General features: G+C 68.0%; 28 protein-coding genes. 15 read left to right on the plus strand and 13 right to left on the minus strand.

What is annotated here, in order from left to right; genetic code table 11:
- Window positions 1-32: 32 nt before the first annotated feature.
- The 3 genes from VK682_RS13600 to VK682_RS13610 form a co-directional block, all read right to left on the minus strand.
- The gene (locus tag VK682_RS13600; RefSeq protein WP_230795208.1) at window positions 33-851 is read right to left on the minus strand and encodes a sugar phosphate isomerase/epimerase family protein; all 819 of its coding nucleotides are present in this window, start codon (window positions 849-851) and stop codon (window positions 33-35) included.
- Between the two features lie 81 nt (window positions 852-932).
- The gene (gene trpA, locus VK682_RS13605; protein WP_089846784.1) at window positions 933-1,724 is read right to left on the minus strand and encodes a tryptophan synthase subunit alpha; all 792 of its coding nucleotides are present in this window, start codon (window positions 1,722-1,724) and stop codon (window positions 933-935) included.
- Between the two features lie 83 nt (window positions 1,725-1,807).
- The gene (locus VK682_RS13610) at window positions 1,808-2,425 is read right to left on the minus strand and encodes a DUF2461 family protein (protein ID WP_230795207.1); all 618 of its coding nucleotides are present in this window, start codon (window positions 2,423-2,425) and stop codon (window positions 1,808-1,810) included.
- A gap of 106 nt (window positions 2,426-2,531) precedes the next feature.
- Between VK682_RS13610 and VK682_RS13615 the strand changes: the two genes are divergently transcribed.
- The 9 genes from VK682_RS13615 to VK682_RS13655 all read left to right on the plus strand — a co-directional run bounded on the left by VK682_RS13615 (window position 2,532) and on the right by VK682_RS13655 (window position 11,389).
- A complete protein-coding gene (locus VK682_RS13615; RefSeq protein WP_230795206.1) occupies window positions 2,532-3,164 on the plus strand; it encodes a DUF1007 family protein in 633 nt (210 codons plus the stop codon).
- Window positions 3,146-4,063 (plus strand): nickel/cobalt transporter, encoded by a 918-nt coding sequence (locus VK682_RS13620; RefSeq protein WP_324782059.1) that lies wholly within the window; start codon window positions 3,146-3,148, stop codon window positions 4,061-4,063. The genes VK682_RS13615 and VK682_RS13620 overlap by 19 nt, the downstream gene beginning before the upstream one ends.
- A 37-nt stretch (window positions 4,064-4,100) precedes the next feature.
- A complete protein-coding gene (locus VK682_RS13625; RefSeq protein WP_324782060.1) occupies window positions 4,101-5,462 on the plus strand; it encodes an MATE family efflux transporter in 1,362 nt (453 codons plus the stop codon).
- 66 nt (window positions 5,463-5,528) lie between these two features.
- Window positions 5,529-6,626 carry a redox-regulated ATPase YchF gene (gene ychF, locus VK682_RS13630; RefSeq protein WP_089846794.1) on the plus strand — a complete coding sequence of 366 codons (1,098 nt, stop codon included), beginning with the start codon at window positions 5,529-5,531 and terminating at the stop codon, window positions 6,624-6,626.
- A 264-nt stretch (window positions 6,627-6,890) separates the two neighbouring features.
- On the plus strand, window positions 6,891-7,784 hold the full coding sequence (gene ltnD / locus VK682_RS13635) for an L-threonate dehydrogenase (RefSeq protein WP_230795203.1): 894 nt from the start codon (window positions 6,891-6,893) through the stop codon (window positions 7,782-7,784).
- Window positions 7,784-9,010: a 3-oxo-tetronate kinase gene (gene otnK, locus VK682_RS13640; RefSeq protein WP_230795201.1), complete on the plus strand. Its 1,227-nt coding sequence runs from the start codon at window positions 7,784-7,786 to the stop codon at window positions 9,008-9,010. The genes ltnD and otnK overlap by 1 nt, the downstream gene beginning before the upstream one ends.
- Entirely contained in the window at window positions 9,007-9,651 is a 645-nt protein-coding gene (gene otnC, locus VK682_RS13645; RefSeq protein WP_230795199.1) for a 3-oxo-tetronate 4-phosphate decarboxylase, read from the plus strand. Before otnK ends, otnC begins: the two co-directional genes overlap by 4 nt.
- Window positions 9,652-9,654: 3 nt before the next feature.
- Window positions 9,655-10,434, plus strand: coding sequence for a hydroxypyruvate isomerase family protein (locus VK682_RS13650; RefSeq protein WP_230795198.1), 780 nt, complete (start codon window positions 9,655-9,657; stop codon window positions 10,432-10,434).
- 19 nt (window positions 10,435-10,453) lie between these two features.
- Entirely contained in the window at window positions 10,454-11,389 is a 936-nt protein-coding gene (locus tag VK682_RS13655) for a 2-hydroxyacid dehydrogenase (protein WP_230795197.1), read from the plus strand.
- Between the two features lie 57 nt (window positions 11,390-11,446).
- Here the strand turns inward: VK682_RS13655 and VK682_RS13660 are convergent, their stop codons facing one another.
- The 5 genes from VK682_RS13660 to VK682_RS13680 are packed head-to-tail and all read right to left on the minus strand — an operon-like array spanning window position 11,447 to window position 16,433.
- Complete coding sequence (locus VK682_RS13660) at window positions 11,447-12,352, minus strand: sugar kinase (RefSeq protein ID WP_324782061.1); 906 nt, start codon at window positions 12,350-12,352, stop codon at window positions 11,447-11,449.
- Window positions 12,349-13,500 (minus strand): fumarylacetoacetate hydrolase family protein, encoded by a 1,152-nt coding sequence (locus VK682_RS13665; RefSeq protein ID WP_089846808.1) that lies wholly within the window; start codon window positions 13,498-13,500, stop codon window positions 12,349-12,351. The genes VK682_RS13660 and VK682_RS13665 overlap by 4 nt, the downstream gene beginning before the upstream one ends.
- 23 nt (window positions 13,501-13,523) lie before the next feature.
- Complete coding sequence (locus VK682_RS13670; RefSeq protein WP_230795194.1) at window positions 13,524-14,891, minus strand: FAD-binding oxidoreductase; 1,368 nt, start codon at window positions 14,889-14,891, stop codon at window positions 13,524-13,526.
- Complete coding sequence (locus VK682_RS13675; RefSeq protein ID WP_089846812.1) at window positions 14,891-15,802, minus strand: dihydrodipicolinate synthase family protein; 912 nt, start codon at window positions 15,800-15,802, stop codon at window positions 14,891-14,893. Before VK682_RS13675 ends, VK682_RS13670 begins: the two co-directional genes overlap by 1 nt.
- 31 nt (window positions 15,803-15,833) lie before the next feature.
- Window positions 15,834-16,433, minus strand: a complete 600-nt coding sequence (locus VK682_RS13680; protein WP_089846814.1) for a LysE family translocator — start codon at window positions 16,431-16,433, stop codon at window positions 15,834-15,836.
- A 183-nt stretch (window positions 16,434-16,616) separates the two neighbouring features.
- On the opposite strand from VK682_RS13680, the gene VK682_RS13685 reads away from it, so the two are divergent.
- Window positions 16,617-17,378 (plus strand): SDR family oxidoreductase, encoded by a 762-nt coding sequence (locus VK682_RS13685; RefSeq protein ID WP_230795192.1) that lies wholly within the window; start codon window positions 16,617-16,619, stop codon window positions 17,376-17,378.
- A 26-nt stretch (window positions 17,379-17,404) separates the two neighbouring features.
- Window positions 17,405-18,325 carry an NAD(P)-dependent oxidoreductase gene (locus VK682_RS13690; protein WP_230795191.1) on the plus strand — a complete coding sequence of 307 codons (921 nt, stop codon included), beginning with the start codon at window positions 17,405-17,407 and terminating at the stop codon, window positions 18,323-18,325.
- 3 nt (window positions 18,326-18,328) lie between these two features.
- Here VK682_RS13690 and VK682_RS13695 read toward each other — a convergent pair whose 3' ends face one another.
- On the minus strand, window positions 18,329-19,333 hold the full coding sequence (locus VK682_RS13695) for a LacI family DNA-binding transcriptional regulator (RefSeq protein WP_230795189.1): 1,005 nt from the start codon (window positions 19,331-19,333) through the stop codon (window positions 18,329-18,331).
- A 107-nt stretch (window positions 19,334-19,440) separates the two neighbouring features.
- Here VK682_RS13695 and VK682_RS13700 point away from each other — a divergent pair, with 107 nt between their 5' ends.
- A complete protein-coding gene (locus VK682_RS13700) occupies window positions 19,441-20,331 on the plus strand; it encodes a phytanoyl-CoA dioxygenase family protein (protein ID WP_230795188.1) in 891 nt (296 codons plus the stop codon).
- A 118-nt stretch (window positions 20,332-20,449) separates the two neighbouring features.
- Here the strand turns inward: VK682_RS13700 and VK682_RS13705 are convergent, their stop codons facing one another.
- Genes VK682_RS13705 through VK682_RS13715 form a run of 3 tightly spaced genes read right to left on the minus strand, consistent with a single transcriptional unit; the run spans window position 20,450 to window position 22,187 of the window.
- Window positions 20,450-21,148 (minus strand): RraA family protein, encoded by a 699-nt coding sequence (locus VK682_RS13705; RefSeq protein WP_324782062.1) that lies wholly within the window; start codon window positions 21,146-21,148, stop codon window positions 20,450-20,452.
- A gap of 11 nt (window positions 21,149-21,159) precedes the next feature.
- Window positions 21,160-21,480 (minus strand): branched-chain amino acid transport AzlD family protein, encoded by a 321-nt coding sequence (locus VK682_RS13710; protein WP_324782063.1) that lies wholly within the window; start codon window positions 21,478-21,480, stop codon window positions 21,160-21,162.
- Window positions 21,477-22,187 (minus strand): AzlC family ABC transporter permease, encoded by a 711-nt coding sequence (locus VK682_RS13715; RefSeq protein ID WP_089846826.1) that lies wholly within the window; start codon window positions 22,185-22,187, stop codon window positions 21,477-21,479. The genes VK682_RS13710 and VK682_RS13715 overlap by 4 nt, the downstream gene beginning before the upstream one ends.
- A 210-nt stretch (window positions 22,188-22,397) precedes the next feature.
- Here VK682_RS13715 and VK682_RS13720 point away from each other — a divergent pair, with 210 nt between their 5' ends.
- Together VK682_RS13720 and VK682_RS13725 are read left to right on the plus strand one after the other, a co-directional pair.
- A complete protein-coding gene (locus VK682_RS13720) occupies window positions 22,398-24,179 on the plus strand; it encodes an IlvD/Edd family dehydratase (RefSeq protein ID WP_230795184.1) in 1,782 nt (593 codons plus the stop codon).
- 49 nt (window positions 24,180-24,228) lie between these two features.
- Window positions 24,229-24,963: an SDR family oxidoreductase gene (locus VK682_RS13725; RefSeq protein WP_324782064.1), complete on the plus strand. Its 735-nt coding sequence runs from the start codon at window positions 24,229-24,231 to the stop codon at window positions 24,961-24,963.
- Between the two features lie 65 nt (window positions 24,964-25,028).
- On the opposite strand, the gene VK682_RS13730 is transcribed toward VK682_RS13725, so the two are convergent.
- Complete coding sequence (locus tag VK682_RS13730; RefSeq protein ID WP_324782065.1) at window positions 25,029-25,922, minus strand: DMT family transporter; 894 nt, start codon at window positions 25,920-25,922, stop codon at window positions 25,029-25,031.
- A 132-nt stretch (window positions 25,923-26,054) separates the two neighbouring features.
- Here VK682_RS13730 and VK682_RS13735 point away from each other — a divergent pair, with 132 nt between their 5' ends.
- Entirely contained in the window at window positions 26,055-26,618 is a 564-nt protein-coding gene (locus tag VK682_RS13735) for a bifunctional transcriptional activator/DNA repair enzyme AdaA (RefSeq protein ID WP_230795181.1), read from the plus strand.
- Window positions 26,619-26,625: the final 7 nt, after the last annotated feature.

A 26,625-nucleotide genomic window follows, 5' to 3' on the forward strand; every position in this document is an offset into this window, starting at 1 on the left:
GGGCGCCGGATCCCGGCGCCCGCCCGTGCCGCCTATCGGGCGAGGCCCTGCGCCTCCAGCCAGTCGCGCGAGGGCAGGATGCCCGCCGGATCGCGCAGTTCCATGATCAGACGCGGGCGCGAGGTGAGCGGGGCGAGGGCCGCAAACACCGCGTGCCAGTTCACCGTGCCCTGACCGATGGCCCAGTGCCGGTCGGCATAGCCATCGGCATCCTGCAGGTGGATGTGCCGCAGCCGGTTGCCCGCGCGGTGCACGTAATAATCCACGGGCGGCGCGCCGGTGCTGCCATGGGCGTACTGCGCGTGGCCTGTGTCGATGGACACCGCCACGGCGGGGCTGCTGAAACTGTCGGCCAGCAGGCAGCGGGCATCGGGATCCTTGTCCTCGATATTCTCCAGCACCATGGTCACGCCCGCATCTTCGGCCTGCGCGATCACCGGATCCAGCGTGTCATGCACCAGCGCCACCATGCGGTCGCGGGCATCGGGGTAATTGTCGAGGTTGTTGTAATCCCATGTGCTGTAGGGGCTGTGGATGACCATCTGCGTGGCGCCAAGCGCGGCGCAGACCGACAGGCCCTGACCCATGCGCCGGGTCACCAGCGCGCGCAGGTCGGGATCGGGATTGGCAAGGCTCAGGCCCCAGAACGGCCCGTGGATGCCAAGCCGTCCTTCATAGCCGTCCAGCAGGGCGCGGGCGCGGGCCACCTGCGGCTGCCAGTCGCCGTTCAGCACCTCGGCATCGATAAAATCCTGCAGTTCCAGATCGCGGTGATCGGCAAGGATCCAGTCGCGCAGGCTGTCCAGCGTGTCGAGCGGCATCGCCGCTCCCAGCAGGGGAAGGTCGGTCATGGCGGAGGCTCCTGTGTCGGGTGCAGCGGGCATGTCTGCCCGCGCAGCTACCCGCCACGGATGACACCGCCATGACAGCGGTCAGGCGCGGTGCGCGCCGTCCGACAGCGATTTCACGAAGGCCAGCACCTCGTCCACCGGCTTGCCCGAGGCGATGGCGCCGACGATGGCCGAGCCCACCACGCAGCCATCCGCGACCGAGGCGATGGCCTCTGCCGTCTCGGGGGTGCGCACGCCGAAGCCCACGATGATCGGCAGGTCGGTCTGCGCCTTGATCCGCGCCACTTCGGGGGCGACATCGCCCGCCTCCGCCGCCGCAGCCCCGGTGATCCCGGTGATGGAGACGTAATAGACAAAGCCCGAGGTGTTCTGCAGCACCTTGGGCAGGCGCTTGTCATCGGTGGTGGGGGTGGCGAGCCGGATGAAGTTCAGCCCCGCCTTCTGCGCGGGGATGCACAGTTCGTCATCCTCTTCGGGGGGCAGGTCGACCACGATCAGCCCGTCGATCCCCGCCTCGCGCGCATCGGCCAGAAACTTGTCGACGCCGCGGCTGTAGATCGGGTTGTAATAGCCCATCAGCACGATGGGGGTGGTGTCGTCGCCCGCGCGGAAATCCCGCACCAGCTGCAGCGTGCGCTCCAGCGTCATGCCGCCCGCCAGCGCGCGCTGCCCGGCAAGCTGGATGGTTTCGCCATCCGCCATGGGATCGGTGAAGGGCAGGCCCAGTTCGATGATGTCGACCCCGGCGCCGGGCAGGCCTTTGACCACCGCCAGCGAGGCGTCATAGTCGGGATCCCCCGCCATCACATAGGACACGAAAGCCTTTTTCCCCGCAGCGCGGAGGTCGGCGAATTTGGCGTCGATGCGAGTCATGGCGTCCCTTTCCCTTGGTCCCGGTCGGTCTGCCGGAACGGCGGGGGAAAATCAATCCGTGACAGGCGCTGCGGCGCGGGCGGTCAAAGATGCGTGGCGAGCCAGTCCTGCACCGGGTCAAGCCGGGCATAGGCCTCAAGCAGCGCCGCCACCGGATCGGCGTCCAGCGCCTCCTCCAGCCCGTCGATCCAGACCACCAGCCCGACGCGATCCGCCAGCGGCCCGCCGGAGGAGTCGCGGTCCAGCGGCGGCGCGGGGCGCAGCCCGGGGGCTGCCAGCCGGTCCAGCAGATCCGCGCCCGCAGGCCCCGCCACGGCCCGCGCCCATGCGGCGCGCTGGCCGGGATCAAAGGACATGATGCCCGCCCCGGCGGTGGCGTAATCGGGCGCCAGCCCGAAAAACCACGCCCGCCCGTCACCTGCGGACCAGAGCGCGTGCAGATGGGTGTGATAGGGGGTCTTGTCCTCGCTGTGGCGCACGTCGCGATGCGGGCGGAACAGCTTGGCGCGCAGCGCCTCGCCGCGCCGCGCCTCAAGCTGGGGGGTGACCTGTTCGATCAGACGTTCCGCGGGGCGCTTCACCTCCGCGTCATAACGGCCCTTCTGGGCGCGGAACCAGCCGCGGTCGTTATGGTCTGCCAGATCGGCAAGAAAGGCGCGCCCCCGAGAGGCGAATCCGGTCAGGTCGATCTTGCTGGGCATCAACGTCTCCCGATCTCATGCGTGGTGACGCAGACCTAGCGCGAACCCGCCGAAAGTCGCGTGCTCCCGCTTGCCCCCTGCGCGAAACCGGGTAGGGTCCGCCGTCATGACACGCCTGACCGCCCTTGTTCTGGCCCTGCTGCCCGCCCTTCCGGCAGGCGCCCATCCGCATGTCTTCGGCGATGTGGGGCTGGCGCTGACGCTGGATGCGCGCGACCGTGTCGTGTCGGTGGACGTGACATGGCGCTATGACGATTTCTTCTCGCTGCTGATCCTCGAGGATATGGGGCTTGATCCCGATGGCGACGGGGTGCTGACCGGGGCGGAACTGGACCAGCTGGCGCGCTTCGATCTCGACAACTGGTATGAGGGATTCGAGGGCGACCTTTACCTGTATTCCGGCGGCCAGAAGCTGGATCTGGGCGCGCCCGATTTCGTGGACGTGCGCATGGTGGGCGGACAGATCGAATCCGTGCATCGCCGCAGCGTCGATCCCGCCCCCGCCCACGGGCTGGTGATCCGGCCTTACGATCCCACCTATTACATCGCCTTCACCGCAAACCTGCCCGTCACGCTGCCCGAGCGCTGCAGCGCCCGCGTGACCAAGCCCGATCTCGACGCGGCGGACCGCGCCCTGCAGGCCGAGCTTGCCAAGGTGCCCGAGGACCAGTTCGAGGTCATCGAGATGGGCGAGACCTTCGCCGACCGGATCGACGTGACATGCGCGCCCTTGCCCTGACCGGTGCCGCGCTGGTGCTGGCGCTGGCGGTCTGGCTCTGGGGGTTCGGCGGCGAGGCGCAGGTGGTGCAGGCTGCCGCCGAAGGCCAGCGTTCGGCGCAGCAGGCCATGGCGCGCGGGCTGCGGGCGCTGCGGGCGGGCGAGCCGGGGGCACTGCTGGCGCTGATGGGGGTCTGTTTCGCCTATGGGTTCTTTCACGCGGTGGGGCCGGGGCATGGCAAGCTGCTGATCGGCGGCTACGGGCTGGGGCGGCGGGTGGCACTGGGGCGGCTGTCGCTGCTGGCGCTGGTTTCCAGCCTTGCGCAATCCGCCGCCGCCGTGCTGCTGGTCTATGCCGGGGTCTGGATCCTCGGCTGGAGCCGCGAGCAGATGACCGGCGCCGCCGAAGCGGTGTTCGAGCCGGCCAGCTACGCCGCCATCGCCGCCATCGGGCTGTGGCTGGTCTGGCGCGGCGGGCGCAAACTTTGGCGGGATCTGCGGGCCGCCCGGGATGACCACCACCACCACCCCCACGACGCCCATGATCCCGCCACCTGTGCGCAATGCGGCCATGCCCATGGCCCCAGCCCGGAACAGGCGGCGCAGGTGCACAGCCTGCGCGACGGGCTGCTGCTGGTGGGGGCCATCGCGATCCGGCCCTGCACCGGCGCGCTGTTCCTGCTGATCCTGACATGGCGCATGGGGATCGATGCGGCGGGCATCCTTGGCGCCTTCGCCATAGGGCTTGGCACCGCCTCGGTGACGCTGGCGGTGGCGCTGGCCTCGGTCACGCTGCGCGAAGGCGCGCTGACCCGGCTGGCCTCCGGTCCCGGCGCGCCGCGCGCTCTGGCGGCGATAGAGGCCGGGGCGGGTATTCTGGTCACTGTGCTCGCCTCTCAGTTGCTGCTGCGCGCGCTCTGATCTTGCCTCTGCCGCAGGCTCCGCCTAAAGCCCGATTATGACCCAGTCGATGACCTATTCTGCCCATTTCCGCGCCGTTCTGGTAATGGGCCTGCCGCTGATCGGTGGCCATCTGGCGCAGCTCACCATCGGGCTGACCGACACGCTGATGATGGGGCGCTATGGCGTGCCGGAACTGGCGGCGCTGACGCTCGCCTCCACGCTGTTCATGGTGCTGTTCCTTTTCGGCTCGGGCTTCGCCTTCGCGGTCATGCCCATGGTGGCGCAGTTCGCGGCGCAGGGCGATCTGACCCATATCCGCCGCGCCACCCGCATGGGGCTGTGGCTGTCCACCGCGTTTTTCCTGCTGTGCCTGCCGCTGTTCTGGTGGTCGGGCACGCTGCTGCAGGCGCTGGGGCAGACGCCGCAGGTGGCGCTGGACGCGCAGCTTTATCTGCGGATCGCAGGCGTGGGGCTGCTGCCCGCGCTGGGCGTCATGGTGTTCAAAAGCTACCTTGCAGCACTGGAACATACCCGCGCCGTGCTCTGGCTGACCGTGCTGGCCGCCATCATCAACGCCGTCGCCAATTACGCGCTGATCTTCGGGGAATGGGGCGCGCCGGAACTGGGTATCCGCGGCGCGGCGCTGGCCTCGGTCGCGGCGCATCTCAGCGCGCTGGCGGGGGTCATCGTCTATGCGCGGATGAAGCTGCCGCAATACCCGCTCTGGCAGCGCTTCTGGCGCCCCGATACCGAAATGCTGCGCGAGGTCTTCGCGCTGGGCTGGCCCATCGGGCTCACCACGCTGGCCGAGGTAGGGCTGTTTGCCGCCACCGCCGTGCTGATGGGCTGGATCGGCACCGTGCCGCTGGCCGCCCATGGCATCGCGCTGCAGCTGTCGGCGGCCACCTTCATGGTGCATCTGGGCTTTTCCAACGTGGCCACGGTGCGGGCCGGGCAGGCGCGCGGGCGCGGCGATGTCACCTATCTGGTGCGCGGCTCGTGGGCGGTGCTGGCGCTGTCCGGCGTCGCGGTCATCGCCACCATCGCCGCCTTCCTGCTGATCCCGGAGCCGCTGCTGGCCCTGTTCCTGTCCCCCGACGAGCCGCAGCGCGAGGCGATCCTGCGGCTGGGCAGCCAGCTTCTGATCGTGGCGGCGGTGTTCCAGCTGGTGGATGCGGCGCAGGTGGTGGTGCTGGGCCTGCTGCGCGGGCTGCAGGACACGCGGGTGCCGATGCTGATCGCGGGCTTCTCCTACTGGGGGCTGGGCCTGCCGGTGGCGCTGGGTCTGGGCTTCTGGGCAGACTGGGGCGCTGTCGGCATCTGGTCGGGGCTGGTGATCGGGCTCGGCATGGCGGCGCTGCTGCTCCTGCGCCGCTTCTGGGCGCGCGCCGTGCCCGCGATGGCGCAGCCGGGCTGAGCCGCCATCTTGCGCTTGGCCCCCGCTCTGCCTAGAAGGCGCGGGAGCACAGGAAAGGACCGGGATATGGGATTTCGCATGGGGATCGTGGGTCTGCCCAACGTGGGCAAGTCGACCCTGTTCAACGCGCTGACAAAGACCGCCGCAGCGCAGGCGGCCAACTTCCCCTTCTGCACCATCGAGCCCAATGTGGGCGAGGTGGCGGTGCCCGATGCCCGGCTGGACCGGCTGGCGGCCATTGCCGGGTCAAAGCAGATCATCCCCACCCGGATGACCTTTGTCGACATCGCCGGTCTGGTCAAAGGCGCCTCCAAGGGCGAGGGGCTGGGCAACCAGTTTCTGGCCAATATCCGCGAGACGGATGCCATCGCCCATGTGCTGCGCTGTTTCGAGGATGACGACGTCACCCATGTGGATGGCCGCGTCGATCCCGTCGCCGATGCCGAGACGATCGAGACCGAACTGATCATCGCCGACATGGAATCGCTGGAAAAGCGGCTGCAGAACATCCTGCGCAAGGTGCGCGGCGGCGACAAGGAAGCGGTGCAGCAGGAACGCCTGATGCGCGCCGCGCTGGAGATGCTGGAGGCGGGCAAGCCCGCGCGTCTGGTCAAGGTCGATGCCGAAGACGCCAAGGCATGGCGCATGATGCAGCTTCTGACCTCGAAGCCGGTGCTTTATGTCTGCAACGTGTCCGAGGACGAGGCCGCCACCGGCAACGCGCTTTCGGCCCGGGTGGCCGAGATGGCGGCGGCGCAGGGCAATTCGCATGTGGTGATCTCTGCCAAGATCGAGGAAGAGATCAGCCAGCTCGACCCCGAAGAGGCCGAGATGTTCCTGTCGGAACTCGGGCTCGAGGAAGCCGGGCTCGACCGACTGATCCGCGCCGGATACGAGCTGCTGCATCTGGAGACCTACTTCACCGTGGGTCCGAAAGAGGCGCGCGCCTGGACGATCCGTCAGGGCACCTCGGCGCCGCAGGCCGCAGGCGTCATCCATGGCGATTTCGAACGCGGCTTCATCCGCGCCGAAACCATCGCCTATGACGATTTTATCGCCAGCAACGGCGAACAGGGGGCCAAGGAGGCGGGCAAGATGCGCGCCGAAGGCAAGTCCTATGTGGTGCAGGACGGTGACGTGCTGCACTTCCTGTTCAACACCTGACCGCCAGACCCTTTGGGTCCACCCTTGCCCCGGCGCAGCACTGATCCGCGGCGTCCGGCCTGCCTCCGGCGGGGATATTTTTACCAAGAAGAAGGGGCCGGTCCGCTCTTTCTTCTTGGCGGAAATATCCCGGGGAGCGCGAGGGGCTGGCCCCTCGCTGGCCGTCCGCCGACACGGGCGCTGGTCCTGACGCACTCGATACATTGACACGCGCGCGCCAAGGCTCCATCCTGATTTGGTATACCAAATCTGGGGGGAGTTCCTTTGGCGACGATCACGGTGATCGGGCTCGGCTCGATGGGCATGGGCATGGCACAATCGCTGCTGCGGGCGGGGCATGTGGTGCATGGGCTCGACATTTCCGAGGCGCGCATGGCGGCGTTTCAGGCCGAGGGCGGCGCGGCGGGCAGCGTGGCCGAGGCGGCGACGGCAAGCGACGTGCTGGTCTGCGTGGTGCTGAACGCGGCGCAGACGCGCGAGGTGCTGTTTGCCGCGGACGGCGCGGCGGCGCATCTGCGCCCTGGCGCGGTGATCCTGTCCTGCGCCACCATCGCCCCTGCCGAGGCGCGGGAGTTTGCCGAAGCGGCGGCAGGGCGGGGCCTGCGTTATCTTGATGCGCCGATCTCCGGCGGGGCGGCCAAGGCCGCGCAGGGGCAGCTGTCGATCATGGCCTCGGGCGCGGCGGAGGCTTTTGCCGCGGCGCGTCCCGCGCTGGAGGCGATGGCGGCCACGGTGCACGACCTGGGCGCGGAGCCCGGCGCGGGCAGCGCCATGAAGGCGGTGAACCAGCTGCTTGCCGGCGTGCATATCGCGGCCATGGGCGAGGCGGTGGCGCTGGGGATCAGTCAGGGGCTGGATCCGGCGCGCATCGTGCAGGTGATCTCCGCCTCGGCGGGCACCTCGTGGATGTTCGAGAACCGCGCCCCGCATGTGGTGGAGGGGGATTACACCCCGCGCTCTGCCGTGGCGATCTGGCCCAAGGATCTGGGCATCGTCGGCGGCATCGCCGCCAGCGCGGGCCTGCCCGTGCCGATGACCGAGACCGCGCTGGCGCAGTTCCGCGCCGCGGTGGAGGCGGGCGATGCCCAGATCGATGATGCGGCGGTGATCCGGGTCTATGCCCGCGCCGCGGGCCTGTCGCTGCCGGGAGAAAGCTGATGTATCTGGGCTGTATCGGCGACGATTTCACCGGCTCCAGCGATCTGGGCAACACGCTGGTCAAGCAGGGCATGCGCACCGTTCAATATGTGGGCGTGCCGCAGGGGCCTGCCGATCCGGCGGTGGAGGCGGGGGTGGTCGCGCTCAAGTCCCGCTCGATCCCGGCCTCCGAGGCGGTGCGCCTGTCGCTCGCCGCGCTGGACTGGCTGCGCGATCAGGGCTGCACGCAGTTCCTGTTCAAATACTGCTCCACCTTCGATTCCACCGCAGAGGGCAATATCGGCCCGGTGGCGGAAGCGCTGGCCGAGGCGCTGGGGGCGGAGAGCGTGATCTTCTGCCCGGCCTTTCCGGCGACGGGGCGGACGATCTATCAGGGCCATCTGTTCGTGGGCGACCATCTGCTGTCCGAATCGGGCATGCAGCACCATCCGCTGACGCCGATGACCGATCCCGACCTGCGGCGGGTGCTGGCGGCGCAGATCGGCGGCGGCGTGGGCCATGTGCCCGCCGCCACCGTCTGGCAGGGGCCGGAGGCGATCCGCGCAGCCCTTGCGGCAGAGGCGCAGGCCGGGCGCCGCTTTGTCATCGCCGATGCGATCCGCGACGAGGATCTGCTGAGCTGGGGCCGCGCGCTGGCCGGGCAGCGGCTGATCACCGGCGGATCCGGCATCGCCCTTGGTCTGCCCGGCAATTTCCCGCTGTCGGGTCAGGCGGGCGCATGGACGGGGCAGGGCGGGCGCGTCGTGGCGCTGTCGGGGTCGTGTTCCACCGCCACGCGCCGACAGGTGGCCGCACATGACGGGCCCAAGCGCGAGGTGACCGCCGAGGAGGCGCTGGCGGGACTTGCGCCCGAAGAACTCGCCGACTGGGCGCTGGCGCAGGACGGGCTGCCGCTGATCTATTCCTCTGCCGATCCGGAGACGGTTGCGGCGGCGCAGAAGGCGCATGGCCGCGAAAAGGTGGCCGCAGCGCTGGAGGGGCTGTTCGGGGCCACGGCGCGGGTGCTGGCCGCGCGCGGCATCCGGCGCCTGATCTCCGCCGGGGGCGAGACCTCTGGCGCGGTGGTGGAGGCGCTGGCGCCCGACGCGCTGGAGATCGGGCCCGAGATCGATCCCGGCGTGCCGGTGATGCGCGCGGGCGACATGGTGCTGGCGCTGAAATCCGGCAATTTCGGCGCCGAGGATTTCTTTGCCAAGGCGGCGCGGGTGATGGAGCGGGATCAATGACCGAAACCCGCCTGCGCGAGGAGCTGTGCTATCACGCCGCCTCGCTGTTCGACCGGGGGCTGACCGGCGGGGCGTCGGGCAATATCTCGGTGCGCACCGAGGATGGCGGGCTGCTGGTCACGCCGACCGGATCGAGCCTTGGGCGGCTGGATCCGGCGCGCCTGTCGAAATTCGATGCAGAGGGGCGGTTCCTGTCCGGCGACCGGCCCACCAAGGAAATGCCCCTGCACGAGGCGTTCTACGAGACGCGGACCAAGACCGGTGCGGTGGTGCATCTGCATTCCAGCCATTCGGTCGCGTGGTCGATGATGCCGGATGTGGAACCGGACAACCTGCTGCCGCCGCTGACCCCCTATGCGGTGATGCGTCTTGGCAAGGTCAAGCTGCTGCCCTTCTTCGTGCCCGGTGATCCGGCCATGGGCGATGCGGTGCGCGGTCTGGCGGGTCGGCGGTCGGCGGTGGTGCTGGCCAATCATGGCCCCGTGGTCGCGGCCAAGGATCTGGAGGCCGCCGTCTATGCCATGGAGGAACTGGAGGAGACGGCGAAGCTGGCGCTTCTGCTGGAGGGACGCCAGCCGCGTATGCTGACCCAGGGGCAGGTGCAGGCGGTGGTGCGCAAATTCGACGTGGAATGGGACTGACCTATGCTGTTTTCCGCCAATATCGGCTTTCTTTACACCGACCTGCCGCTGCCCGACCGCATCCGCGCCGCCAAGCGCGCGGGGTTCGACGCGGTGGAATGTCATTTCCCCTATGACGTGCCCGTGGCCGAGATGCGCGCGGCGCTGGACGAGACGGGGCTGCCCATGCTGGGGCTGAACACCGTGCCGGGCAATCCGGCGGCGGGGGATTTCGGCCTTGCCGCCCTTCCCGACCGGGCGGAGGAGGCGGCGGCGGCGGTGCGGCAGGCGGTGGAGTATGGCGCGGCCATGGGGGCGGCCAATGTGCATGTGATGGCCGGGCGCACCGATGGCGGTGCCGCGGCAGAGCAGGCCTATCGCGCGACCTTGGGGCTGGCCTGTGATCTTGCCGCCGAAAAGGGCATGACCGTGCTGATCGAGCCCATCAACCGCCGCGACGTGGCGGGCTATCATCTGGCGCATGTGGAACAGGCGGCAGAGACCATCGCGGCGCTGGGGCGCGACAACCTGCGCATCATGTTCGACTGCTATCACACGCAGATCATGCAGGGCGATCTGATCCGGCGGTTCCAGACGCATCTGCCGCTGGTGGGCCATGTGCAGATCGCCGCCGTGCCCGACCGGGGCGAACCCGATGGCGGCGAGATCTGTTTCGAGCGTCTGCTGGCGGCCTTTGCCACGGCAGGCTGGAAGGCGCCGGTGGGGGCCGAATACAAGCCGCGCGGCGGGGATACGGAAGCGGGCCTTGGCTGGCTGGCGCCCCTGCGCGCGGCATTGACCTGAACGGAAAAGGACAGACGGAATGACGGAAGTTTTGGCGGTCGGCAAACCCGACCAGATGAGCCGCGACGCACTTGCGGGTCTTGGCTGGACGGCCTGTGCGACGCTTGACGAGGCGCGCGCACTGCCCGAGGATACCCGCAAGGGCGTGAAGGCCATCGCGTTTTTTGGCCATTCGCCCTTTGGCGGCGAGGCGATGGATGCCTTTCCGGCGCTGGGGCTGATCGCGAATTTTGGCGTGGGCTATGACGCCATCGACGTCAGCGAGGCGAGCCCGCGCAACATCAAGGTCACCAACACGCCTGACGTGCTGAACGATGACGTGGCCGATCTGGCCGTGGCCATGCTGCTGGATTTCTGCCGCGACACCCGCGGCGCCGAGGCGCATGTGCGCTCTGGCGCATGGGGGGAACAGGGCGCCTATCCGCTGCAGCGCAAGGTCAGCGGCGCCAAGACCGGCATTCTGGGGCTGGGCCGCATCGGGCGCGAGATTGCCGACCGGCTTGCCGCCTTCAAGATGGAGATGCATTACCATTCGCGCTCTGAAAAGGAGACGCCGGGCTGGACCTATCACGCCGATCCGGTGGCGCTGGCGCGCGAGGTGGATTTCCTGATCGTGGCGCTGGTGGGCGGCCCCGAGACGGCGGGCTATGTCACCCGCGAGGTGCTGGAGGCGCTGGGGCCGGATGGCATCCTCATCAACATCTCGCGCGGCACCACGGTGGACGAGGCGGCGCTGCTGGACCTGCTGGAGCAGAAGAAGATCGGCGGTGCCGGGCTCGACGTGTTCCTGAACGAGCCGAAGATCGATCCGCGCTTCCGCACGCTCGACAATGCCGTGCTGCAGCCGCATCAGGCCTCGGCCACGCGGGAAACCCGCACCGCCATGGGCCAGTTGCAGCGCGACAACATCGCCGCCTTCCTGAAGGGCGAGGCGCTGCTGACCCCGGTCAACTGACACGAAAAAGGCCCGGAGGATGTCCCCCGGGCCTTTTGCATCCGGTATGGGCGTGGCTCAGGCGAAGATGCCGGGCACCAGCGCACCGCGCGCCTGAATGACCTTCGCGGCAAGCTGCATCGCCTCGGCTGCGGCATCCTGCGGGGATTTGCCCTGCGCGAGCCCGGTCAGCAGACCGGCGGCAAAGCTGTCGCCCGCGGCGGTGGTGTCGACGACGTTCTCGACCTTCACGGCGGGCACCTCGTGCATGCCCGCCTCGCGCTGCCAGAGCTTCAGCGCGCCGCCGCCCTGTTTCACCGCGACCAGATCGGCGCCAAGATCGCGATAGCGTTCCACCGTCGCTTCGGGGCTGGCATCGCCGAACACCTGCTCTTCCTCGTCAAAGCTTGGCAGCACGATGTCGGCGGTGCGCGCGCCCATGGTCAGGCCCTCGCGCATGGCCTCGGCGCTGCCCCAGAGCCGGGGGCGCAGGTTGGTGTCGAAGGAGACGATGGCGCCCCGGGTGCGGGCCCGCGACACCGCCCCGCAGAACAGCTCGCGCTGTTCTGGCGGCAGGATCGCCAGCGTGATGCCGGAGAAATGGATCATCTCCCGGTCCTTGAGGATGCCATCAAGCCAGCTCAGGTCATCGGCCAGCATCCGCGCCGCCGACTGTCCGCGCCAGTAGGAGAAGCTGCGCTCGCCCTTGTCGAGCGAGATCATGTAGAGCCCCACGGTGCGGTCGGGCAGGCGGCGCAGGGTGGAGGTGTCCACCCCCTGCGCCTCCATGAACGCCACCATTTCGGCGCTGACCGCATCCTCGCCCACGCAGCTGCCGTAGCTTACCGTCCAGTCATCGGGCAGCAGGCGGCGCGCATACCACGCGGTGTTGAACGTGTCGCCCGCGAAGCCCCGGCGGTACATCTCGTCCCCGGCCTGCGCCAGTTCCACCATACATTCGCCAAGGGACAGGAACGCGCTCACAGCAGGCCCCGCTCCGCGAGGTTGCGCATCAGGGCAGAGGTGCCGAAGGTCCATTCCGGCGCTTCGGTGGACAGGCGCACGGTGTTGTGCAGCGCGCCCAGCGTCGGCTCGGAAATGGTCACCGTGTCGCCGACGTGATGGGTGAAGCCCTGACCGGGCGCGTCGCGGTCCTTGGTCGGGGCAAAGAGCGTACCAAGGAACAGGAAGAAGCCGTCAGGATACTGGTGATGCCGCCCGATGGTCTGCGCCACGATCGAGGCCGGATCGCGGCTGATCTGGCTCATCGAAGAGGCGCCATCCAGCACGAAGCCGTCCGTGCCCTTGACGGTCATGGTCAGTTCGGCCTTGCGCACGTCATCCAGCGTGTACTCGCCGTCAAACAGCCGCAGGAACGGCCCGATGGCGCAGGAGGCGTTGTTGTCCTTGGCCTTGCCCAGCAGCAGGGCCGACCGGCCCTCGACGTCGCGCAGGTTCACGTCATTGCCCAGCGTCGCGCCCACGATGTCGCCGCGCGAATTGATGGCGAGCACGATCTCGGGTTCGGGGTTGTTCCACTTGCTGATGGGATGCAGGCCCACGGTGGCACCCCAGCCGACTGCGGCCATGGGCTGCGCCTTGGTGAACACCTCGGCATCGGGGCCGATGCCCACTTCCAGATATTGCGACCACATGCCTTCGGCCTGCAGCACGCGCTTGACCTCCATGGCCTTTTCCGAGCCCGGCTCGATCCCCGACAGCGAGGTGCCGATGACCGAAGTCACCTTGGCGCGGATCGCCTCGGCCTTGTCGGGATCGCCCGCCGCCTGTTCCTCGATCACGCGTTCGACCATGGACTGCGCGAAGGTCACGCCGCTGGCCTTCACCGCCTGCAGGTCGCAGGGGGCCAGCAGGTGCAGCACGTCATCGCCCGCCGCCTCGTCGGATCCGGCGACCAGATCGGCCAGCGTGCCGATGGTTTCACCGGCGGCGGCGCGCAGGGCGCCGGCGGGATCGTCGCGTTCCAGCAGGTCGCGCATGGTGGGCAGGGCCTTGCTGGTGATGTCCACCAGCGTGTCGCCGCGCAGGGCCACCAGTGCCGGGCCGATGCCGGGGCGCCAGACGCGGCCCACGAACAGGGCGTCAGGGGTAGGGTTGGAATGGGGAAGCATGGTCAGTCCTTTCGCTTGGCCGGTCACGCGACCGGCGGCAGCATTTTGCCGGGGTTGAGAATGCCCTTCGGGTCAAGCGCGTCCTTCACCCGGCGCATCCAGTCAAGAGCGGCGCCATGTTCGGCGCCCATGTATTTCTGCTTGCCAAGCCCGATGCCATGTTCGCCGCTGACGGTGCCGCCAAGCGCCAGCGCCAGTTCGTTCAGCCGTCCGGCGAAATCATGGGTCCGGGCCAGATCCTGCGGATCGGCAGGATCGAAGCGCACGGCATAGTGGAAGTTGCCGTCGCCCACATGGCCCACCACGGTGCCGATGATGCCCATTTCGGTGGCCAGAGCCTTGGCCTTGGTGATGGCCTCGACCAGCCGCGAGATCGGCACGCAGACATCGGTGGCCAGCGTCCGCACGCCGGGGCGCAGGGCGGCAGAGGCATAATGCGCGGAATGGCGCATCTTCCACAGCGCGCTGCGGTCCTCGGTGGTGGTGGCTTCCTGCCAGTCGGCCATGCCGAAATCCTCGGCAATCTCGCGGAAGCTCTGCGCCTGTTCCGCGACACCGGCGGGGGTGCCGTGGAATTCCACGAACAGATGCGGCGTCTCGGGCAGGGTGCCGCCCGAATGCAGGTTGAAGCCGCGCACCATCATCTCGTCCAGAAACTCGATCCGGGCCATGGGCAGGCCGCTCTGGATGGTGAGGATCACGCAGTTCACCGCGGCCTCGACATCGTCGAAACGGCAGATGGCGGCCAGCACGCCTTCGGGCTGGCCATGCAGGCGCAGCGTCAGTTCGGTGATGATCCCCAGCGTGCCTTCGGATCCGACCAGCAGATGGGTCAGATCATAGCCCGCCGAGGATTTGCGCGCCTGCGTGCCGGTGCGGATCACCGTGCCGTCGGACATCACCGCCTCCAGCGCCAGCACGTTTTCCCGCATGGTGCCATAGCGCACCGCCGTGGTGCCGGAGGCGCGGGTGGCAGCCATGCCGCCGAGGGAGGCATCGGCGCCGGGGTCGATGGGGAACCACAGCCCGGTGGCCCGCAGCGCCTCGTTGAGGGCGGTGCGGGGGATGCCGGGCTGGATCACCACGTTCAGATCCTCGGCATTGACCGCCAGCACCCGGTCCATGCGCGAGAAATCAAGGCTGATGCCGCCCCGCACCGCCAGATGCTGCCCCTCCAGCGAGGTGCCGGCACCGATGGCGGTGACGGGAATGCCTTCTGCCGCGCAGGCGGCGACAATCGCCGCCACCTCCGCCGTGGTCTGTGGATAGGCCACCGCATCGGGCAGGGCCTCGGGGAAATGTGCCTCGTTGCGCCCGTTCTGCGCCCGGGCCGCGTCGCTGGTGGCGAAGCGGGGACCAAGAAGCGTCGCAAGCGTGTCGAAGGCAGCCATCATTTACCCCAGTTGAGGACCAGCGGATCAAGCGGTTTGATGAGCTCGATAAGCATCGAAGCGGTGTCGGGATGCAAGGGGGCAATGGGGTGACGGCAGAAGGCCGACTTGATGACCCCGCCCACCACCATCGCATGTTTGGCCGACCGGAAACCGCACTGACGGTTCTCGTGGTTGATGGCGGGCAGCACGCGGGCATAACCGTCAAACGCCTTCTGCCGGTGACCGGCAAGGAAATCCATCACCACCGGGCGGATCTGGTCGGGGATCATGGCAGAGGTCATGCAGCCGGTGGCGCCCGCGTCCAGATCGGCCAGCAGGGTGATGCCTTCCTCGCCGTCGAAGGGGGCCTCGATAGCGGCGCCGCCTTCGGCGATCAGGCTGCGCAGCTTGGCGGCGGCCTGCGGGCATTCGATCTTGAAGAGCTTCAGCATCTCGATCTCTTGCGCCATCTTGACCAGCAGCGGCACTGGCAGATCGACGCCCGACAGCGGCGCGTCCTGCAGCATGATGGGAATGCCCACCTCGCCGACCTGACGGAACTGTTCAAAGGTCTGCTCGGCGCTGCCTTTCAGCAGGGCGCCGTGATAGGGCGGCATCATCATGACGATGGCGGCGCCCAGATCCTTGGCCTCCTGCGCGCGCTTGACCACGATGGGTGTCGCGTAATGCGAGATGGTGACGATGACCGGCACCCGGCCCGCCACATGCTCCAGACAGAGCTTGGTCAGGATGGCGCGTTCCTCGTCCGAGATCAGGAACTGTTCGGAGAAGTTGGCAAGGATGCAGATGCCGTCGACGCCCATGTCGATGGTGCAGTCCAGAACGCGCTTCATGCCTTCCAGATCCAGCGTGCCATCGTCGTGGAACGGGGTGGGAACAACGGGCCAGCAGCCGGTGTAAGTGGTCATGGATAATCCTCCCGGGAGTGATGAGACAGGGTCAGGGGGCGCCGAAGGCCGACACAAGCGCCAGCGCGACGACGGCCAGCATGGCGGTGGCCATGCCGAAATTGATCAGACGCTGGGTCCGGTGGCTGAGGTTCAGCCGGTGCAGGGTCACCCCCGCCCAGAGCCAGCCCATGTGGATGGGGATCCAGATGGCGTTCAGGATCAGGATCTTGGTCAGCGTTTCAAAGGCCAGATTGCCGGGCGCATAGGAAAACCCGGTCATCAGCGCGGTGTTCACCGCATAGGCCTTGGGGTTGATCGCCTGCAGCAGCAGGCCCGCGCGGATGCCGGGGGCCGATTTCGCCTCGATGAAGGCGATGCGGCTTCCGGCCAGCGCGATGCGGGCGGCGAGATAGAGCAGATAGGCGACCGAGGCCACCATCAGCACCGTGCGCACCGCAGGCACCGACAGCACGATGGCGGCAAGCCCGGTCAGCACGGCGGTCATCACCATGTTGGTGCCAAGGAACAGCCCGATGGCGTAGCGCAGCCCGTCGCGCCAGCCATAGGCGGCGCCCACGCCCGCAATGGACAGCACGCCGGGCCCCGGCGTGATAAGCAGAAGGATCACGGCGGCGGTAAAGCTCAGCATCCGCCCCGATCATCCCCTGCTGCCGCGCGCCGCGCCATCGTCAGTCCTCCGCCCCGGATGCTGTCGCTTGCATCCGTCCGTGTTTGGTATACCATTTTCAGGAATACGGTCCCGCCCCGGATTGTCAATGGTTTCGCGCGCCCTGCGCGGACCCGCAACGGGCGGAGGGAGAGGGAAGACTTTATGGAACTGTTCGATCTTTCGGGCCGCACCGCGCTGGTGACGGGCTCTACCATGGGCATCGGTCTGGCGCTGGCGCGCGGGCTGGGGCAGGCGGGGGCCAGCGTGCTGCTCAATGGCCGCAACCCCGACCGGCTGTCCGAGGCCGTGGCAGGGCTGCAGGCCGAAGGCATCACCGCAGCGGCGCTTGGCTTTGACGTGACCGACGTGGCCGAGGTGCGCGCGGCGGTGGACGGCCATGAGGCCGAGCACGGGCCCATCGACATCCTCATCAACAATGCCGGCATGCAGCATCGCGGCCCGCTCGAAGATTTCGACCCCGAGGCCTTTGACCGGCTGATGCGCACCAATGTCTATTCCGCCTTCTACGTGGCGCAGGCCTGCGCGCGGCACATGATCCCCCGCAAGGCGGGGCGGATCGTCAACATCGCCTCGGTGCAGAGCAAGCTCGCGCGGCCCGGCATCGCGCCCTATACCGCGTCCAAGGGCGCGATCAGCAACCTGACCATGGGCATGGCGACGGACTGGGCCAAACACGGGCTCAACTGCAACGCCATCGCGCCGGGCTATTTCAAGACGCCGCTCAACGCCGCGCTGGTGGCGGATCCCGACTTCAGCGCATGGCTGGAAAAGCGCACCCCGGCGGGCCGCTGGGGCGAGGTCGAGGAACTGGTGGGGGCCTGCGTCTTTCTCTGCGCGCCTGCGTCCAGCTTTGTGAACGGCCATGTGCTGTTCGTGGATGGCGGCATTACCGCGTCGCTCTGACGGCGCAATCTCTGGGAGGAACGGATATGAGCAACACCCCCGTAGTGGGTTTCATCGGCGTGGGCCTGATGGGTCACGGCATGGCCAAGAACATCCTCAAGGGCGGCTATCCGCTCTGGGTCAAGGGCAACACCAACCGCGCCCCCGTGGAGGATCTGCTGGCGCAGGGCGCGCAGGAGGCCACATCGGCCCGCGAGATGGCGCAGGCCTGCGACATCCTGCATCTGTGCCTGTCAAACTCGCCGCAGATCGAGGCGGTGATGCGCGGCCCCGACGGCGTGATCGCGGGCGCCCATCCGGGGCTGGTGGTGGTGGACAGTTCCACCGCCGATCCGGCCTCGACCCTGAAGCTGGCGGCGGAACTGGCGGAAAAGGGCGCAAGCCTTGTGGATGCGCCGCTGGGGCGCACCCCGAAAGAGGCCGAGGCGGGCACGCTTGATGCCATGGTCGGCGCCGATGACGCGAGCTTTGCCAAGGTGCTGCCGGTGCTGCAGTGCTGGGCGGGCAACATCAACCGCGTGGGTCCGGTGGGCGCCGGGCACAAGATGAAGCTGGTGATGAACCTCATCTCCATGAGCTATGCGGCGCTTTATGCGGAATCGCTGGTGCTGGCGGCCAAGTCCGGCATCAGTCCGCAGACGGTGCGGCAGGTGATCGGATCAAGCCGGCTGTCCAACGGGTTCTTCGAGACCTTCATGACCTATGCCGTGGACCGCGACCGCGAGGCGCATAAATTCGCCATCGCCAATGGCGGCAAGGACGTGCGTTATGCCAATGCGCTGGCCAATGAGGTGAACGCGCCGTCCTTCATCGCCTCTGCCACGCGGCAGTATTTCGCAATGGCCGAGGCCATGGGCCATGGCGGCGACTATGTGCCGACCATTGCCGACCGTGTGGCGGAGTTCGGCGGCATCGATCTGGCGGCAGAGGTGGCGAAGGGGGCCTGAGCCCTAGCTGCTGGCACGGCGGATCAGGCTGAAGCCCAGATCGATCCGCGTGCCACGCTCCATGTCGCCGCTGAGGATCAGTTCGGCGGCGCGGCGCCCGATGGCCGCGCCGTCGATGCGGATGGTGGTCAGCGCCAGCCCGCTTGACCCTGCCATGTCAAAATCGCCAAAGCCGGTAAGGGCGATGCGGTCCGGCACCGAAAGGCCCGCGCGCATCGCCTCGCACCAGGCGCCCGCGGCCAGCGTGTCGCTGACGCAGATCAGCGCCTGCGTGTCCGGCCAACGCCGCAGCACCTCGCGCAGGCCCTGCGCGCCGTAATCCGGGCCGGTGGCGCCCCGGCGCGGCGGCAGCAGCAGCACCCGTTCCTCCGACAACTCGCGCAGGCAGTCGCGATAGCCCGCCAGCCGCAGATGGCCACGGCTGTCATGCGCGCGGTCCAGCCCGACAAAGGCGATGCGCCGCCGCCCGGTGTCGATCAGGTGGCGGGTCATGGCCGATCCGGCGGCCCGGTTGGAAAACCCCACCGCCACATGCACGGGCCGTTCCGGCAGATCCCAAAGCTCCAGCACCGGCAGGGCGGCCCGCTCCAGCAGGGCGCGCGCGTCGGGCGTGTGCCGGTCCGAAGTCAGCACCAGCGCCTCGGGCCTGCGGCCCAGAAGGGTGGGGATCAGGGCCGCCTCGGTTTCGGGGTCATATTGCGTGGCACTGAGCAGAAGCTGCAGCCCGCCCTCCGCCAGCCCTTCCGACAGACCGCGCAGGGTGGTGGCGAACACCGATTCCTCCAGCGTGGAAACCAGCGCGCCGACAATGCGCGAGCGCTGCGAACTGAGCGCCCCCGCGGTTTCGTCCAGCACATAGCCCAGTTCCGCCACGGCTTTCTGCACCTTGGCGAGCGTGGTCTGGCTGACCTTGCCGGGGGTGCGCAGGGCGCGGCTGACGGTGATGGTGCCGACGCCCGCCCGCGCCGCCACATCCCCCATGGTGACCCATTTCCGCGCCTCTGACATCTCGGTGCTCCGTTGACCTCTCCGGCATAATGGTGGTATCGATACCATGCAATCATGGTATCGATACCACCATCTGACCCCAACCCGAGTCGCGAGGAGGAGAAGCGATGCTGACGGAAGACCAGAAGGCGTTTTACGCCGAGAACGGCTATTTGATGGTGGAGGACGTGCTGCGCCCGGAGGAGCTGAAGCGTCTGCAGGACATCACCTATGGGCTGATCGACGGCTCGCGCGAGGTGAGCCAGAGCAACGAGGTCTATGACCTTGACCGCGGCCATTCGGCGGAGGCGCCGAAGCTGACGCGGATCAAGCTGCCGCACAAGCGCGATCCCTATTTCTGGGAGATCCTGCGCAACTCGCGCATCACCGAGGTGCTGGGTGATCTGCTGGGGCCGGATGCCACGCTGCTGACTTCCAAGCTCAACACCAAGGCGCCGGGCGGCGGCGCAGCGGTGGAATGGCATCAGGACTGGGCGTTTTATCCGCATACCAATGACGACCTTCTGGCCTTCGGCATCATGCTGGAGGACGTGCAGGAAGATACCGGCCCGCTCATGGTCATTCCCGGCACCCATAAGGGACCGCTGCTGAGCCATATGGCCAATGGCGTCTTTGCCGGGGCGATCGATCCGGAGGATCCGCTGTTCGAGAAGCAGAAGGCGGTGACGCTGACCGGGCGCGCGGGCAGCATGACGGTGCATCATGCCCGCATCCTGCACGGCTCGGCGCCGAACGTGTCGGACCGGGCGCGGCTTCTGCTGTTCTACGAGATCGCCAAGGGCGACGCCTGGCCGATCCTTGGCAGCAATTCCTATTTCCACGCGCTGGGGCAGGCGAAATTCTGGGAGGATCTGCAGGAGCGGACCATCACCGGCAGCCCCTGCCTGACGCCGCGGCTGGAGCCCGTGCCGGTGACCATGCCGCTGCCGCCCGCGCCCGATACCGGGTCGATCTTCCGGATGCAGGAATCGGCGGGCGCCAAAAGCGCCTTCCGCTGAGATCGCGGGGCGCCGCCGCCCTCACTACGGTGGCACCCTGCGCGGGGTCGGCTTCGAGGAGGGAGCCGGCCCCTTTTTATGCGCGAGGGATCCCCTTTAAGGGGATCCCCGGGCCGGGTCAGCCCGCTTCTACCGCGCGGCCATCGGCCAGCATCGCCTCGAGGTCGAGCGGGCTGCAGAAGCCTTTTTCCACCTCGGCATCCAGCGCGTATTCGGCGGCCTTGACCTTTTCCAGCCGCGCGATGACCTCGTCGAGCCGGGCGAAGGGCACCACCACCACGCCATCGCGGTCGGCCACGATCATGTCGCCGGTGCAGACCGTGCGCCCGCCGATGGCGACGGTGCCACCCACGGTGCCCGGTCCCTTGCCGAAGGGCGAGGAGGGCACCAGCCCCGTGCACCATGCGGGCAGGCCCACCTTCACGATGCCCGCGTAATCGCGCAGCGGGCCATCGGTCACGAAGCCCGCGCCGCCGCGGTTCTTCAGCATGCCCATGACGCGGTCCCCGGCGGCGGCGCAGGTCTGGTGTCCGTCCGCGCCTGCCACGAGGATGTCACCGGGGGTGATGGTCTGCAGGGCCGCGAGCGTGGCCAGAAGATCGGCCGCACCATTTTCCGCGCACCATGCGGGGCCCGCGGCGGTGCAGTCGATGTCCCGTCCGAAGCCGATCGGCTGGATCGCCGGGGACAGCGCGCCGCCGCCGCCCATGGCGTCGCAGACGAAGCTGGTGGGCACCCCCTGAAAGGCTGCGATCTGCTCGGGCGTCGGGCGCGGCGCATCGCGGCGGATGGTCAGGAGGGGGGGTTCTTCAATCATCTTGGTTCTCCTCAGAACAGCGACTGCATCAGGTAAAGCGTGCCCATTCCCGCCACCAGCGCACCCGCCACCGACAGCCGGAAGGCGACGAAGAAGGTGGCGAGGGCCGCGATGATCCGGGCGGGGTCGGTTTCGCCCCCGGTGGCGGCGGGCCAGAGCACCAGCGGCGTGACCATGGCGGGCAGAACCCCCACGCCCACATATTTCAGGTGCAGCACGAACCAGTCCGGCAGCTGCCGCCCGCCCAGAAAGCCCAGAAAGGAAAACCGCACCAGAAAGGTGCCGATGCCCAGCAGGGCGGTCAGGGTCCAGAAGGTGGTGGTGTCGATCATGGGGCGCTCCGGAGATTGCGGCGGCGCAGCGCCAGTTCGGCCTGTGCGCCGACCAGCATGGCCACGATGGCGGCGGCGATCAGGCCCAGCCCCGAGGGAAAGCCCGCAAAGAGGATGGCGCAGAGCACCGAGACGGCGGCGGCAAGGATATGCGGCAGCGAGCGCAGCAGCGGTGCCGTGATGGCGATGAAGCAGACGGGGGCGGCAAAATCGAGCGACAGTTGCGGCGGAATCGCCTCGCCGATCACCGCGCCCAGCAGGGTGCAGCCGTACCAGAACGGGCAGATCAGCGCCATGACGCCGAAATAATACGCGACCTTGTCGTCGCGGCTCATGCGCGGCTGGTCCTCATAGGTCTTGACCGCCACGGCATAGGCCTGATCCACCATGAGATAGGCCATGAGCGCGCGCGTTCCCAAGGGCGCGTGGCCCACATGCGGCACCAGTGCGGCGGAATAAAGCGCCATGCGCAGGTTCACCGCCAGCGCTGCGGCCAGCGCCACGAAGACCGGCGCCTGTTCCTGCAGCAGGGCGAGCGCGGTGAACTGCGACGCGCCCGCGATGACCAGCACCGACATGGCCATGACCTGCAGGATGTCGAGCCCGGCATCGCGCGCCACCACGCCGAACAGCATGGAAAATGGCACGACCACCGCGATGAAGGGCGCGCAGTCGCGATAGCCCTGCCAGAACGCGGCCCGCCTCATGCGGGGCGCTTTCGGTCGCGAGTGGTATTTTCAATGGCAAAACTGTTCTGGATCAGGGCGTTGCACGCCCTGTGTCTTTGGCGGTCCTGCATGCGCTGGCCTCCCTCCCACGAATGCTCTTGCATTTGGTATACCAAATTGGGAAGCTGCTGCAAGAACGAGCGCGCCGGGAGGGGCGCGCGGAGGAGACCTAGCCAGAGGAAGCCAATCGTGTCCGATACACGCGCCAACAAGCGGTTCCGCTCTCAGGAGTGGTTCGACAACCCCAACAATCCGGGGATGACCGCGCTCTATGTCGAGCGCTACCAGAATCAGGAATACACCCGCGACGAACTGCAGGGGGGAAAGCCGATCATCGGCATCGCCAATACCGGCTCCGACATCGCGCCCTGCAACAAGATCCACGTCTTTCTCATGGACCGGATCAAGGCGGGCATCCGCGAGGCGGGCGGGATTCCCATGGAATTCCCGGTGCACCCGATTCAGGAAACCGGCAAGCGCCCCACCGCAGCGCTGGACCGCAACCTTGCCTATCTGAGCCTTGTCGAGGTGCTGCACGGCTATCCGATCGACGGGGTCGTGCTGACCACCGGCTGCGACAAGACCACGCCTGCCATGCTGATGGGGGCCGCCACGGTGGACATTCCCGCCATCGCGCTGAACGGCGGTCCGATGCTGGACGGCTGGTGGAAGGGCAAGCGCGCCGGATCCGGCACCATCGTGTGGGAATCGCGCCGCCTGCTGTCCGAAGGCAAGATCGACTACGAAGAATTCATGAGCCGGGTCTGTTCCTCGGCGCCGTCGCTGGGCCATTGCAACACCATGGGCACCGCGTCCACGATGAACGCCATGGCCGAGGCGCTTGGCATGTCGCTGACCGGCAACTCCGCCATTCCGGCGCCGTTCCGCGAGCGGATGTCGATGGCCTATCACACCGGCAAGCGCATCGTGGACATGGTGCTGGAGGATCTGAAACCCTCCGACATCCTGACCCGCGAGGCGTTCGAAAACGCCATCGTGGTCAACGCGGCCATCGGCGGCTCCACCAACGCCCCGCCGCATCTTCAGGCCGTGGCGCGCCATGCCGGGGTCGAGCTGAACGTGAAGGACTGGGAGACGGTGGGCTTTGACGTGCCGCTGCTGGTCAACATGCAGCCTGCGGGCGAATATCTGGGCGAATCCTTCTATCGGGCGGGCGGCGTGCCTGCGGTGATGGAAGAGCTGCGCAAGGCGGGCCGCATCCATGAGGGGGCGATGACCGCCACCGGCAAGACCATGGGCGACAACATCCGGGGTCTGGACAGCGAAGACACCGATGTCATCAAGACCTATGATGCGCCGATGCGGCTCAATTCCGGGTTCAAGGTGCTGTCGGGCAACCTGTTCGACTCCGCGCTGATGAAGACCAGCGTGATCTCCAAGGACTTTCAGGAACGCTTCCTGTCGCAGCCGGGGCAGGAGGGCGTCCTTGAAGCCCGCGCCATCGTCTTCGAGGGGCCGGAGGATTACCACGACCGGATCAACGACCCGTCGCTGGAGATCGACGAGCACTGCATCCTGTTCATCCGCAATGTCGGCTGCGTGGGCTATCCCGGCTCTGCCGAGGTGGTGAACATGCAGCCGCCAGATGCGCTGATCCGTCAGGGCATCAACCACATGCCCACCGTGGGCGACGGGCGGCAGTCGGGCACTTCGGAAAGCCCGTCGATCCTCAACGCCTCGCCCGAGGCGGTGGTGGGCGGTGGTCTCGCCTATCTGAAAACCGGCGACACCGTGCGGCTGGATCTGAACGCCAGCACCATGAACGCGCTGGTGGACGATGCCGAATGGCAGGCCCGCAAGGACGCATGGACCCCGCCCGAGATCGTCAACCAGACGCCGTGGCAGGAGATCTATCGCAAGCATGTGGGCCAGCTGTCGGATGGCGGCTGTCTGGAACTGGCGACCGCCTATCAGAAAGTCGCCCGCGTGCTGCCGCGCGACAACCACTGAACGTGATGCGGGCTGGCTTGTCCAGCCCGCAACCCTTTGGGAGGATTGAATGAAAACCATCATTATCACGGGTGCGGGCAGCGGCATCGGTCGTCTGACCGCCCGCCGGTTTCTGGCCGAGGGCTGGAAGGTCGGTCTGGTGGGCCGCCGCGAGGCGCCGCTGGCCGAGACCGCAGAGGGCCATGACAATGCGCTGATCCTGCCCTTCGACGTTTCCGATCCGGCAGCGGTCGAGGCGGGCTTCGATCAGGCGGTGCAGGCATGGGGCCGGATTGACGCGCTCTTCAACAATGCCGGCGTCAACGTCAAGGCGGGCATGATCGACGAGGTGCCGGCGGAGGACTGGCTGAACCTCTGTTCCATCAACATCACCGGCATGTTCCTGTGTGCCCGCGCCGCGTTTGGCGCGATGCGCCGTCAGGATCCGCAGGGCGGCCGCATCATCAACAACGGCTCGGTCTCCGCGCAGGTGCCGCGCTGGGGCTCGGCGCCCTATACCACGTCGAAACACGCGGTCACCGGCCTGACCCGGTCGCTGTCGCTGGACGGGCGCGCCTTCAACATCGCCTGCGGCCAGATCGACATCGGCAACGCCCTGACCGACATGGCGGTGAAGATGACCCAAGGCGTGCCGCAGGCCGATGGCTCCATCGCGGTGGAGCCGGTGATGGACGCGGATCACGTGGCCAGCACCGTCATGCACATGGCCTCGCTGCCGCTGGAGGCGAATGTGCAGTTCGTCACCGTGATGGCCAGCGCCATGCCCTATATTGGCCGCGGCTGACCCCGGTTTCCGGCAAGATCTGACGCCCCCGCAGCGGCTGCGGGGGCGTTGGCCTGTCTGGCGCGCTACCGCCGGAGCCGGGCCAGAAGCCGCCCGTCGATGGCCAGAAGCCCCGCACCGATCAGCGCCAGCCCGGCATAGTGCCGCCCGGCGAGGGTTTCGCCCAAGAACAGCGCCCCCAGCAGGATGGCGCTGGCCGGGATCAGCAGGGTGACAAGGGCCGTGTTGACCGCCCCCGCCGAGGCCAAGAGCCGGAAGAAGATCACATAAGCCAGCGCGGTGGACACGAAGGCCAGCGCCGCCACCGCCAGCACCACGGCAAGGCTGGGGGCGGGCAGGGTCCATGGCCGGTCGACCAGCGCCGCCACCGGGGCCATCATCAGCGTTGTCGCGACAAGCTGGCCAAGCGCCACCTGCGCCGCACTCAGCCCCATGGTCCGGAACCTGCGGCCATAGGTGGCGGCAAGCCCGTAGGACAGCGCCGCCCCAAGGCAGGCCAGCATCCCGGCCAGTGCAAAGCCCGTGCCCTCCAGCAGCCCGCCGCCCATCAGCACCACGACCCCGGCAAAGCCGAAGCCGATGCCCGCCGCCTTGTTCGTGGCCATCCGTTCGTCGGCCAGCAGCAGATGCGCGGCGAGAATGGCAAAAATCGGCGTGGTCGCGTTCAGGATCGAGGCAAGACCGCTGGGAATCACCGTCTGTGCCCAGAACAGCAGGCTGAAGGGCAGGAGGTTGTTCAGCAGCCCCATGATTAGAAAGATGGGGATGGTCCGGCCCCGGAACGGCCAGCGCTCGCCGCCAAGCCGCAGCACCCCCACCAGCGCCAGTGCCGCAAGCCCGGTCCGGGCCAGCACCACCGTCAGGGGCGGCAGTTCCGTCACCGCAACGGCGGCGAAAAAGAACGCGCCCCCCCAGAGAAAGGACAGCAGCAGCAGCAGCCCCCAGTCCCGTAGTCCCATCCGCATCCTGTCTGTCCCCGTCCGTGTCGTTGCGCAGGGCTTACCCGCTCTGCCGCCTGTGGTCTGGCCGTTTTCGGACCTCATCCTCCGGCATGGCTCGTCAGCGCGGCGGGGCGGGCGTAATCTGCACCCATGCTTGATTTCGACACCTGCAACGAGGCCCGGCTGCGGCGCGATCCGACCTATGACGGGGTGTTCTTCACCGCCGTCCGGACCACCGGCATCTACTGCCGTCCGGTCTGTCCGGTAAAGCCGCCGCTGACCCGGAATGTCAGCTATTTTCCCAGCGCCGCCGCCGCCGAGCGCGCGGGCTATCGGCCCTGCCTGCGCTGCCGCCCGGAAACCGCGCCGTTCTGCCCGGCATGGAAGGGCACGCGCAGCACCGTGGAGCGGGCGCTGAAGATGATCGAGGAGGGGGCGCTGGACCGCGGGTCGGTCGAGGCGCTGGCGCTGCGGCTCGGGATCGGCAGCCGCCATCTGTCGCGGCTGTTCCTGCGGCATGTCGGGGCGTCGCCGGTCCAGACCGCCCTGACGCTGCGCATCGGGCGGGCCAAGCGCCTGCTGGATGCCACCGATCTGCCGCTGACCGACATCGCCTTTCAGTCCGGGTTCGGCAGCGTCCGCAGCTTCAACGCCGCCTTCCTGCGGCTTTATGGCCGCAGCCCTTCGCATCTGCGCCGTCCGAAGACGCCGTGACGGGGGG

It is taken from the genome of Salipiger marinus, assembly GCF_035481585.1.
Lineage (GTDB): Bacteria > Pseudomonadota > Alphaproteobacteria > Rhodobacterales > Rhodobacteraceae > Salipiger > Salipiger marinus.